Consider the following 10,601-nt stretch of genomic DNA (forward strand, 5'->3'; position numbering starts at 1 on the left):
CAGCAGGAGCGAGCGGCGGGGCGGGCCCGGGGGCGGGGTCGGGTGGCCGTATCCCTCGCGCCCGGGTCCGCCCGCGCGGTGGCGGCGGCGGATTCTCCGGAGCCGGGTCCGCCGCACGCCAGGTCGGATGGTGGAGGGCAGGAGGGCGGACGGGCGGGCGAGACGTCGGACCGGGCGGTGCTCTCTGTCGTCCTCCCCGGTCACAGCGGTCCTGCGCCGCGCACGCCGGTCGCCGCCCGGGCCGACGGGCCGGCCGGGCGCCAGGGCGACCCCTCGTGGAACGGGCCGACGGGGCGGCGTCCGGGGCCGTTCCCCGCCTCGTCCCGGCGTCCTCTTGCCCCGGCCGCTGCTCTCGTCCGTTTCGTGCCGGACGGGTGGGCTACTCGACCGCCATGGACTCAGACTCGGACCGCTTCTCCAGCAGCACCGCCCTTGGGACCGTCGGCGCGAGGGGGCCCGGAAGGGTGCTGACCGCCATGGACCGGTTGGAGCGGTGGAGCGCTCTGGACGGCGCTGTGGACGCCGTCCAGCGGGTGGTGCACGCCCTGCCCGCCGGTCAGGTCAGGGACGCGCTGCACGGCCGCTGGCTCGGCCATCCCGTCCACCCCCTGCTGGTGCAGGTGCCGATCGGTAGCTGGCTGTCCGCGGCGGTGCTGGACCTGCTGCCCGGCGACCGCCGTACGTCCGCCACGGCGCTGGTGGGCGTCGGGCTGGGCGCCGCGGCCCCGGCCGCTGTCGCGGGCTGGGTCGACTGGGCGGAGCTGCAACGGCAGCAGATGCGGGTCGGGCTGGTGCACGCGGCGGCCAACGCCGCGGGCGTCGCCCTGTACGCGGCGTCGTTCCTGGCCCGGGTCAGGGGCCGGACGGCGCTGGGCAAGGTGCTCGGCTTCGCCGGTCTGACGGTGGTCGGCGTCGGCGGCGCCGTCGGCGGCCACCTCGCCTACCGCCAGGCGTCAGGGGCCAACCACGCCGAGGCCGTGCCGCACCAGGTGCCCGACGGCTGGCAGGACGTCGCCGATCACGACTCCCTCCCGGTGGATCGACCGGTGCGACGGTACGTCGGCGATGTCCCGGTGGTGGCCGTCCGCGCGTCGGACGGCGCCGTGCACGTGCTGGCGGACGTCTGTAGCCATCTCGGCGGACCGCTGTCCGAGGGCACCGTGTCCGACGGCTGCGTCCAGTGCCCCTGGCACGGGAGCCGCTTCCGGCTGGACGACGGATGGAACGTGCGGGGGCCGGCCACCGCGCCGCAGCCCGCCTTCGACACCCGTACGGTCGACGGGAGGGTCCAGGCGCGCATCCGGCGGGAGGGCCCGGCCGTGCGCCGCAGGGCCTGAGCTTCGGTCTACGGCGACGGCGTGCGGGCGGCCGGCCGTCCGTCCGTCCGCGGCCCCGCCGTCCGATTCCGCATCGGATGGCGGGGCCGCGGGCGTTGGGGGGTGTCCCCTCCCGGGGTTCAGACCGCGGAGGGGAAGCGGTCCCAGACGCGGTGGCGGGCCAGCAGCGGGGTGAGCTCGGTCAGGACCGCCGTACCGCTGTCGGCGATGACCACGCCGGGGGCGGAGGCGGCGAGGCCGGCCGCCTCCAGGACCGTTTCGGCGCCCGCCCAGCCGCCGAGGGCCTTGGAGTGCCGGAATGCCTCGGAGACCAGCAGGAGCAGACGCGGGTCGAGCGCCGTGGCGGCCGGTCCGGGCTCGCCGGCCTTGGCGTCCCGGGCCCCGTAGGCGTCGCCGCCGGATGCGGGGACGCCGGCGAGGACGAGGGCGTCGAACTCGATCGAGCGGGCGGTGGCGAAGGTCCGCTGGACCGTGATGGCGTCACCGCCGGCGCCGAGCTTGCCGCCGGCGGGTGCGATGACCAGCGGGACCATTCCGGCGGCCAGGATCTCCTCGCGCAGCGCCCGTACGCCGTCGGCGTCGGCGGTGCCGTCGGCGACGATGCCGATGATCCGGCCGTCCGACGGCCACTCCTGGCCGACCTGGGACAAGGCGGGGCTCGGTCGCACGTCCGGCAGGGGCCCGGTGGCCTCGGGGGCGGGCAGGCCGAGGCCCTCGGCGACCTTGGCGCACAGCTCGGAGTCGATGTTCGCGAGCGCGCGCAGTTGGCGTTCCTTGACGGCCTGATCCCAGCATTTGCCGAGCTCGAAGGTGTACGCGGCGATGATGTGCTCGCGTTCCACCGGGGACATGCTCAGCCAGAACAGCCGCGGCTGGCTGAAGTGGTCGTCGTAGGAGGCCGGGGCCTCGCGGACCTTGCGCGCGGCCGGCAGCTCCACCGGCGCCTCGATGTAGGCGCCGGTGTCCGCCCCGGCGAAGAACGGGCAGCCGCCGTCCAGCGAGTTCGGCTTGTAGGGGGCGACACCGGCGTGCACGGCCTGCTGGTGGAAGCCGTCGCGCAGCATGTCGTTGACCGGCGCGTGCGGCCGGTTGATGGGGATCTGGTTGAAGTTGGGACCGGCCAGGCGGGTGATCTGGGTGTCCAGGTAGGAGAAGAGCCGGCCGGCCAGCAGCGGGTCGTCGGTGACGTCGATGCCGGGGACCAGGTGGCCGGTGTGGAAGGCGACCTGCTCGGTCTCGGCGAAGTAGTTGCCGACGTTGCGGTCCAGGGTGAGCAGCCCGATCGGTTGGACCGGGGCCAGCTCCTCGGGGACGATCTTGGTGGAGTCCAGCAGGTCGATGCCCTCGAAGGTCTGCTCGGGGGTGTCGGGGAAGACCTGGACGCCGAACTCCCACTGGGGGTGGGCGCCGGACTCGATGGCGTCGGCGAGGTCGCGGCGGTGGAAGTCGGGGTCCACGCCGCCGGCGATCTGGGCCTCCTCCCACACCAGGGAGTGCACCCCGAGCTTCGGCTTCCAGTGGAACTTCACCAGCGCGGTCGCGCCCTCGGCGTTCACCAGGCGGAAGGTGTGGACGCCGAAGCCCTCCATGGTGCGGTACGAGCGGGGGATGCCCCGGTCGGACATGTTCCACAGGGCGTGGTGCTGGGCCTCGGTGTGCAGTGAGACGAAGTCCCAGAAGGTGTCGTGGGCGCTCTGGGCCTGCGGGATCTCGCGATCGGGGTGCGGTTTGCCGGCGTGGATGACGTCGGGGAACTTGATGGCGTCCTGGATGAAGAAGACCGGGATGTTGTTGCCGACCAGGTCGAAGACGCCTTCCTCGGTGTAGAACTTCGTCGCGAACCCCCGGGTGTCCCGGACGGTGTCGGCGGAGCCGCGCGAGCCGAGCACCGTGGAGAAGCGGACGAAGACCGGCGTCTCGGTGCCCTTGCGCAGGAAGGCCGCGCGCGTGATGTTCTCAGCGGTCCCGTAGGCCCGGAACACCCCGTGGGCGCCGGCCCCGCGGGCGTGCACGACGCGCTCAGGGATGCGCTCGTGGTCGAAGTGCATGATCTTCTCGCGCAGGTGGTGGTCCTGAAGGAGGACCGGTCCGCGTGCGCCCGCCTTGAGCGAGTGGTCGGTGTCGGGCAGCCGGGTGCCCTGCGCGGTGGTCAGGTACGGGCCGCTCTGCGCGTTGCGGGCCGGTTCGGCCCCGGTCGGCTGACCGGTGGGGCTGACGGTCTCCGGGGTGCCCTGGTCGGGCTTGGGCGGGAGCGGGCCGCGCGGCTTCGTGGGTTCCTCCACGGCCGCCGGCTCGGGCGAGGGGGCGCCGGGGACTCCCTCGGGAGCACTGCCGACGCCGAGGGCGTCGGCGACCTTCTCCGCGGCTGCCTTGATCGGGTGGGACTGGGACATCGTGCCTCCAGGCAAGGGACAGGGGGGCTTCACAGCCATGGCCGCTGTGGTCGGCGCGCTAACGCGGATGTCGGGAGATACGCCCAATGCCGCACGGCGGCCGCCGCGTGGCGCCGGGCGCGACTCCCGGGCGTCCGCCGGCCGCGCGGGGCGAGCGGGGGGGCTGTCGGTGGGCAGGACGGCGCCGGGCGCGTTCCTCACCGGCGCGCCCGGCGTCTGCCCGGAGCCCGCGGCGGTCGCGGTCACGCCTCCGGCACCGGCTTCCTTCGGCCCGGTCCGCGGGTCGTGGGTCAGTCGGTGGAGAGGGCTTCCAGCAGCTGGCCGACCTGCGGGTGGTCGAGCGAGCGGGCCACGTCGGCCACTGCGCGCCGCCGGTCATGATCTCGCGTGCCGTGGTCATCGCCTTCCGCCCCTTCGTGTGGTCGTCGCCGGCCCCGCAGCCCCGCGCTGCTCGCAGCGGTGCGTCCTCGGACCGTTCGACGGATCGGAGTGCCCCTGCCGCGGGAAGCGAACCCGCCGCCGCCCCGGCCGTGCGGAGGTGTTCGCTGCCGTAGCCGCTGTCTTCGTTTCGCGGCTGGCCCCCCGGCTGTCCTTCGCGCCCCGGAGAGCGGCCGTGCGGTACGCGCCGGGGCGCGGGCTCTCCGTCGCTAGGCGGGCGGGGTCTCGCCGGATCCCGGTGCGAGGGGGCGGCCGCGCCAGTCGAGGCAGACGACCATGGCGTCGTCGGCGGCGTCGACGGGGCCGCGGTGCCCGGTGAGCTCGTGGAGCACCGCACGGGGGACGTGCGAGGCGGGGAGCAGGCGGGTGCTGGTGAGGGCGCGGGCGAGGGCGCGTTCGCTGTAGCGTTCGCCGGCCGGGGAGGCGACGTCGTAGACGCCGTCGCTGACGAAGACGAGGCGGTCTCCGGGCCGGGTGTGGTGCTGTTCGGCGGTGTAGTGGGTGTCTTCGAACATGCCCAGGGGGAGTTGCGCTTCGAGTTCGACGGGCTCGGCGCGGCCGTCGCGCAGGCGCCACATGCGCGGGGAGCCCGCGTCGACGATCTCGGTGGCGCCGGTGGCCAGGTCGAAGCGCAGCAGGAGCACGGACAGGTGCTGGGCGCCCTGGTGCTGGCCGTAGACGGCCTGGTCGGCGAGGTACGCCTGGTCGGTGAGGGAGAGCCCGGCACGGCGGGCGTTGCGCAGGGCGTTGATGGCGAGGTTGGTCAGCAGCGCTGCTTCGATTCCTTCGCCCATGCCGTTGGTGACGGTCAGGGTGAGGTCGTGGGCGGTGGTGGACCAGTCGAAGTTGTCACCGTAGATGGCGTAGGCCGGTTCGAGCTGGGCGCCGATGGTGTACTCGGGGCGGACGCAGGTGCGGCCGGGCAGGAGCTGCCACTGCATCTCGGCGGCGAGGGTGAGGCGATTGGCTCGTCGGGCCTGGAGGTAGAGGTCGGTGTCGCGTTCACCGACGGCGATCTCGTGTCCGAGGACCTGGGCGACGTCCAGCAGTTCCTGCTGGGCGGCTTCGTCGAGGTGTTCCGGGTCCAGGGTCACGGTGAGGATGCCGAGCCGGTCGCCTCGTACGCTGACCGGCAGGTGAACCACGGTGTGGGTTCCTTGCGTCTCAGTGCAGGGCTGCTGCCACGCGAACGCGTGACCGGGTCTGGTGCCGTGGACGGGGACGGGTCTCCTGGTGTAGGGGAGGGTGGTGACCGGTTGCAGTATGGTCAGCGCGTAGTCCGCCATCAGCAGTTCGACGTCCACCACCGAGTAGTGCGTGGCGAGCGCCTGGCGCAGTACCGGGAGGAAGTCGTGCGGGGCTGCGGTGCGCAGGGCTCGCTCGACCGCGGTGAATCTGGTCATGACGTGGTTACCGCCTGGTTTTCTCTGAAGAGGATGACACCAAGGAGAGCGTTCTCATGCCTCGGCGATCTGGAGGAGCGTCGCACGGCGACGGCACCGCGCGTGCCGCGTCCGCGGCACGCGATGTCGTCGAGTTGCTGGAGGTGCTGTGGTCCCAGGGCGCTGACACCGCGGTGACCGCTCCGCTCTCCCCGTCGCAGCTACGGGTGCTGTACGTCCTTGAGCGGGCGGAAGTGGTCAATCTGCGGACGCTCGCCGGAGAGCTCGGCTCCACCGCGCCGTCGGTCAGCCGGATGTGCGACCGGCTGCACGCGGTGGGGTACATCGAACGGGCTTACAACCCGGCGGACCGACGCGAGCTGGAGCTGCGGCTGTCCCGGCACGGTTCGACGTACCTGGCGAGAGTCCGGGCCCGCCGCGAGGAGGCCCTGGCTCGCGCGGTGAGCCGGATGAGCGTCCGGGACCAGGCCGCCCTGGCGCGCGGTCTGGAGGCGCTTCGGTCCGCGGCGCGCGAAACGCGCGACGGGGCCGGGCTGGGCTCGGCGGCGTCGGAGCCGGCCTGACCGCGCGGTGTGCTCGCGGCCACGGCGTCGCGGGCGCCGGCCCGCGCGGTGCGGCGGCGCCGGCGCGCAGCGGCGGGGCGTCCGCGTCCGCGGGGTGGCGGGCTGACGGGCGGTGGCCGGGTGGACGGGGCGCGTCGGCGGGGGGCGAGACAGGACCGCGTGCCGGCTGGTCCACAGGTCCACCTTCCCTCCCGCACCGGGCCTGGTCCGCCTCCTGCCTCTGTCGGTGCGTCAGCTTCAGCGTCCAGCCTTCGACAGATGATTGTCAAACGACAAGTGTTGTCTTCGGGCAACGGAACGTCCGGGGTCGGGGCCCCCTCCGGCAGGTCGAGGGCGCGTCACCCCGTCAGGATTCGGTCAGGTCCGGCGGGCGCTGCTTCCCTGATTAGTTGTCACCGGTTAACCTTTACGGGCAGTCAAGCAACGTTCCGTAGTCGTATGCGGGCGGGTCCGCCCGCCTCACCGCCGCACGCCCACCCGGTCTCGGCGCTCACGCTCCCCATCGCCGACACGCTGGCACTCGCGCTCGCGATCCGGCCCTACCGGAGGGGTCAGTCCCGTGCCCCGATTCACCGTCCGCTCCGAGCGCGCCCTGAGCCGCACGGTGCGCCGGATCGCCGTGGCCCACGGCCTGGCGCCGTCGGTGCGCGCCCGGCTGGTCGCGACCGCCGTCGAACTCGCCGCCAAGACGCTGAGCGCGGGCGACCCGGTGCGCCTGACCGCACGGCCCGCACGGACCGCCGGCGCCTCCTACCTCGAACTGGACCTGTACCTGACCCAGGTGACGTCCGGCGATCCCGTGCCGCTGCCCCCCGTACGGGATGCCGGCGGCCGCCACGGCTGGCGCCTGCCCCTCCCCTCTCCCGGCCGGCCGGCGGAACCGGCTGTCAGGACCGGCGTTCCGGGACTCCCCGCCCTGACCGGCGCGCAGGAGCGCCTCCTGGCCCGCGAGGAGACCCGGGCCGTCATCGCCGAGGCCGACCTGGCGGCCGTGCGCAACGCCGCGCTGGAAGGAGAGCTGACCGCCGCCAACGACGGTGCGCTCGCCCTGCACCACCAGTGGCACCAGCGCAACGAGGAACTGCACACCAGCTACGGGACCGCGCTGAGCTCACTCGAAAGGGCGCTGCGCCCACGTCCCCTGCGGGTGCCCGGCCTGGAGCTCGCGGTGCACTACGCACCGGCCAGCGAGCGGGCGCCGACCGGCGGGGACCTCTACGACTGGTTCGTCCTGCCCGACGGCTCCGTTCACATCACCCTGGTCGACGCCCTGGGCCACGGCGTCACCAGCACCCGCACCGCGGTGACCGTCACGCACACCGTCCGCACCCTGGTCACCGAGGGACACAGTCTGGACAGCGTCATCGCCCGCGCCGACGCGGTCCTGCGCCCCTACGAGGTCGGCGCGATGGCCACCGTGCTGCTGCTGCGCATCGACCCGCGCACCGGCGACCTCTCCCTCGCCAACGGCAGTCACCCGCCGCCGCTGCTGCTCCCGGCCGGCGCCCGGGGGCGGTATCTGCACACGCGGGGCCGCGGCATCGGTTACCCCGACCCCGGCAGCGAGGGCACCCTCGGCGTCCGGCTGGACCCCGGCGACCTGCTCCTGCTGTACACCGACGGCCTCACCGAAAGCCGCCGCCATGTCCTGGAAGGAGAGCGGCGCCTGCTCGACACCGTGCGGGAGCACCGGGCCCGGCCGACGGCGTCCCTCCCCCATCTCGTCGCGACCGCCATGCTGAGCGGCGCCACCCACCTCGACGACACCCTCGCCATCGCGGTGCGCTTCACCGGCCCCGGGCCCCGGATCCGGGCCACCGTCAGCGATCCGGAGTGCCGGACGACGCCCGCGGCCGGCCGCCTCTCCTGACCCGCACCGACGCGCATCGGCCGCTCGCCGCCCGAGGCGGCCGCCCCCCGGCACCGGCGCAGCGCTCGTGGCGCGCCGCACGTCCCGGCGCGACGGGCGTCATGATCGGAGGGTCCGCGGCAGGAGGGTGCCTGGACCGGCTCCTGCACAACCTGCTCGCCAACGCCGTACGCCACAACGTCCCCGGCGGCCGGGTGGGGGTCCGCACCGGGCCGACCGAGCACACCCGCACCCCGGGCGGCGGCGTGGGCCGGGGGCTGTCGACCCTCGACTCCATCGCGCGCGCCCACGGCGCGACGGCGAGCGCGAACGCGGAAGGCGGCGGCCTGACGATCCGGGTCCGCTTCGACCCGACCGCGTGCTCGTCTGGGAGGGTGGCGCGGGCGTCCGCGGGCCCGCGGCTGCGGAGGTCCGCACGGGGTCAGTCGTGGGGGGCGGCGAGGCGGGCCAGCACGATGCCGCCGACGATGAGCACCAGGGCGGTGACGCGCAGCGGGGTGACGGGGTCGCGGTGGACGACGGCGCCGAGGGTGCCGACGCCGACGGCTCCGATGCCGGTGAAGACGGCGTACGCGGTGCCGACGGGGATGGTGCGCATGGCGAGGGTGAGCAGGTAGACGGAGCCGGCCGCGAGGGCGAAGCAGACCAGGGTCGGCAGGGGCCGGGTGAAGTGCTGGGTCGGCCTGTTGCTCTGGGACCAGGCGATCTCGACCGCGCCGGCCAGGGCGAGGTAGAGCCAGTTCACGGGGTGGCCGCGGTGGCGAGGTGGCGGCCGAGGGCGCGGGCTTCGTCCAGGGCCCGGGTGAGGCTCGTTCGGTGGGCGGCCCGGTGGTCGGCGAGGCGGGGGTCGACGCGGGAGTTGGCGAGTTCGGCGTGCAGGAGGCGGACGTCGGTGATGGCGAGGCGCCCGGCGGCGAAGTCCTCCAGGTAGCGGGCCTGGTGGTCGAAGGCGGCCTTCGGGGCGCCGGGCTGGTAGGAGCCGCCGCGGGCGCCGGCGACGACGAGGGTGCGTCCGGCCAGGGACATGCGCGGGAAGGTGACCTGGTCGATCCACGCCTTGAGGGACGCGGGGACGGAGTAGTTGTACATGGGGGTGCCGACGAGGACGACGTCGGCGGCGAGGAGTTCGTCCAGAAGTGGCTGGACGGTCCGCCAGGCCGCGGTCTGCTCCGGGGTGCGGGCGCCCTCGTGGAGGCGGTCGAGCGCGGTGATGCCGTCCGCGAGGAGGTTGTCGCATATCTCGGTCCATGCCTCGGTGATGTGCGGCACGGGGTCGGCGGCGAGGTCGCGGTAGGTGACGGTGGCGCCGGTGCGGCGCCAGGCGTCGGCGAACGTCGCGCCGATCTCGCGGGACAGTGAGCGGCGTCTGGCGCTGGCATCGAGGTGGAGCAGGTGCGGCATGGCGGTCCTCGGGAGAGTGGCGGGCGGGAACGAGGCGGTAAGCGGACGGCGCGTCCGCTTACGGATGGAGCGGACGGTAGCAAGAAACGGACGGCGGGTCCACTTGTGCGGTAGGGTGTTGGCATGGAGGCAGAGAATCCGCTTGGCCTGGCGGGGGCCCCGGCCGTGCCGCGGGAGCGGGTGGACGCCGCGCGCAACCGTGCGCGCGTGCTGGGGGCGGCCGCGCGCCTGTTCGCCGAACACCGCCCGGCCGACGTGAGCATGCAGGACGTGGCTCGGGCCGCGGGCGTGGGCAAGGGCACGCTGTACCGGCGCTACCCGGATATCGCCTCCATCGCGGTGGCGCTCCTCGACGAGCACGAGCGGGCGTTGCAGGAGCAGTTGCTGCGGGGTGATCCGCCGCTGGGGCCGGGCGCGCCGCCCGGGGAGCGGCTGGAGGCCTTCTTCGGGGCGATAATCGGGCTGCTGGACCGGCACGCCCATCTGGTCCTCGGCACGGAGACCGGGCGCTCGCGGTTCGCGACCGGCGCCTACGGGTTCTGGCGCGCGCACGTCGGGATGCTGCTGGGCGAGGCGGGCGTGGCCGACCGGGAGGCGATGGTGGACCTTCTTCTCGCCCCCCTGGCTCCGGAGGTCTTCCAGTTCCAGCGCGACCGCCTCGGGCTCGACGCCGGGCAGATCACCCGGGCTCTCGCCGCTCTGGCGCGGGGCGCCGTCGGCTCCGGCGGCTGACGCCGCGCCGGGCGCCCGGGTCGTTGCGCGGAGGGTGGGACGGGTCGGGTGTCAGGGCGTCTTCGGCCAGACGGTGAGGCCCAGTTGGAGGAAGGCGGCCTCACGGAAGGTGGTCTGTTTCACCTGGAGGGCGAGCGCGCCGACGCGACCGGCGGCGTCGCGGACGCAGAGGTGGGCGCCCTCGCCCGCGGCGGCGAGGGACCAGGTGCGGTAGGCGGGGCCGGTGGCGCCGCCGAGCAGGTGGCGGCAGGTGTCGCGGGTGGCCTTCTTGCCGTTGAAGAGCTGCACGAAGACCGCGCTGTCGCTGGTCAGCGCGCAGTCGGCGTCGTCGGAGCAGTCGAGGCGGATGTCGCCCGTGCGGTCGGGGAGCAGCATCGGATCGCGCAGGCTGAGGGAGTTGCTCTGGTCGAGCCACACGGGGGACAGCTCGACGGTTCCGGACGGGGCGGTGAGCGGGGTCGGCC

The 10,601-nt window shown here is 74.3% G+C and carries 8 protein-coding genes and 1 pseudogene; 4 read left to right on the plus strand and 5 right to left on the minus strand.

Annotated features, from left to right (window positions below):
- Window positions 1–476: 476 nt before the first annotated feature.
- The gene (locus tag C6N75_RS22335; protein WP_258177548.1) at window positions 477–1,337 is read left to right on the plus strand and encodes a Rieske 2Fe-2S domain-containing protein; all 861 of its coding nucleotides are present in this window, start codon (window positions 477–479) and stop codon (window positions 1,335–1,337) included.
- Between the two features lie 119 nt (window positions 1,338–1,456).
- On the opposite strand, the gene C6N75_RS22340 is transcribed toward C6N75_RS22335, so the two are convergent.
- Together C6N75_RS22340 and C6N75_RS22345 are read right to left on the minus strand one after the other, a co-directional pair.
- Complete coding sequence (locus C6N75_RS22340; RefSeq protein ID WP_105870689.1) at window positions 1,457–3,730, minus strand: catalase; 2,274 nt, start codon at window positions 3,728–3,730, stop codon at window positions 1,457–1,459.
- Between the two features lie 647 nt (window positions 3,731–4,377).
- Entirely contained in the window at window positions 4,378–5,571 is a 1,194-nt protein-coding gene (locus C6N75_RS22345) for a PP2C family protein-serine/threonine phosphatase (protein ID WP_105870690.1), read from the minus strand.
- A gap of 56 nt (window positions 5,572–5,627) precedes the next feature.
- Between C6N75_RS22345 and C6N75_RS22350 the strand changes: the two genes are divergently transcribed.
- On the plus strand, window positions 5,628–6,134 hold the full coding sequence (locus tag C6N75_RS22350) for a MarR family winged helix-turn-helix transcriptional regulator (protein WP_105870691.1): 507 nt from the start codon (window positions 5,628–5,630) through the stop codon (window positions 6,132–6,134).
- Between the two features lie 559 nt (window positions 6,135–6,693).
- Complete coding sequence (locus C6N75_RS22355; RefSeq protein ID WP_105870692.1) at window positions 6,694–8,004, plus strand: PP2C family protein-serine/threonine phosphatase; 1,311 nt, start codon at window positions 6,694–6,696, stop codon at window positions 8,002–8,004.
- A gap of 421 nt (window positions 8,005–8,425) precedes the next feature.
- Here C6N75_RS22355 and C6N75_RS22365 read toward each other — a convergent pair whose 3' ends face one another.
- Complete coding sequence (locus tag C6N75_RS22365) at window positions 8,426–8,749, minus strand: DMT family transporter (protein WP_105870693.1); 324 nt, start codon at window positions 8,747–8,749, stop codon at window positions 8,426–8,428.
- Window positions 8,746–9,405 carry an FMN-dependent NADH-azoreductase gene (locus C6N75_RS22370; protein ID WP_105870694.1) on the minus strand — a complete coding sequence of 220 codons (660 nt, stop codon included), beginning with the start codon at window positions 9,403–9,405 and terminating at the stop codon, window positions 8,746–8,748. The genes C6N75_RS22365 and C6N75_RS22370 overlap by 4 nt, the downstream gene beginning before the upstream one ends.
- Window positions 9,406–9,528: 123 nt before the next feature.
- Here C6N75_RS22370 and C6N75_RS22375 point away from each other — a divergent pair, with 123 nt between their 5' ends.
- Window positions 9,529–10,137 carry a TetR/AcrR family transcriptional regulator gene (locus C6N75_RS22375; protein WP_105870695.1) on the plus strand — a complete coding sequence of 203 codons (609 nt, stop codon included), beginning with the start codon at window positions 9,529–9,531 and terminating at the stop codon, window positions 10,135–10,137.
- A 51-nt stretch (window positions 10,138–10,188) separates the two neighbouring features.
- Here the strand turns inward: C6N75_RS22375 and C6N75_RS30875 are convergent.
- Window positions 10,189–10,601 (minus strand): annotated as a pseudogene (locus tag C6N75_RS30875) (serine/threonine-protein kinase); the annotation flags it as partial.

It is taken from the genome of Streptomyces solincola (assembly GCF_002982015.1).
GTDB classification, from domain to species: Bacteria; Actinomycetota; Actinomycetes; order Streptomycetales; family Streptomycetaceae; genus Streptomyces; species Streptomyces solincola.

Excerpts from the sequence above, each read along its gene's own strand:
- C6N75_RS22335 (WP_258177548.1), top strand. The coding sequence starts at position 477 with ATGGACCGGTTGGAGCGGTGGAGCGCTCTGGACGGCGCTGTGGACGCC.
- C6N75_RS22345 (WP_105870690.1), bottom strand. The coding sequence starts at position 5,571 with ATGACCAGATTCACCGCGGTCGAGCGAGCCCTGCGCACCGCAGCCCCG.
- C6N75_RS22375 (WP_105870695.1), top strand. The coding sequence starts at position 9,529 with ATGGAGGCAGAGAATCCGCTTGGCCTGGCGGGGGCCCCGGCCGTGCCG.
- C6N75_RS22340 (WP_105870689.1), bottom strand. The coding sequence starts at position 3,730 with ATGTCCCAGTCCCACCCGATCAAGGCAGCCGCGGAGAAGGTCGCCGAC.
- C6N75_RS22370 (WP_105870694.1), bottom strand. The coding sequence starts at position 9,405 with ATGCCGCACCTGCTCCACCTCGATGCCAGCGCCAGACGCCGCTCACTG.
- C6N75_RS22350 (WP_105870691.1), top strand. The coding sequence starts at position 5,628 with ATGCCTCGGCGATCTGGAGGAGCGTCGCACGGCGACGGCACCGCGCGT.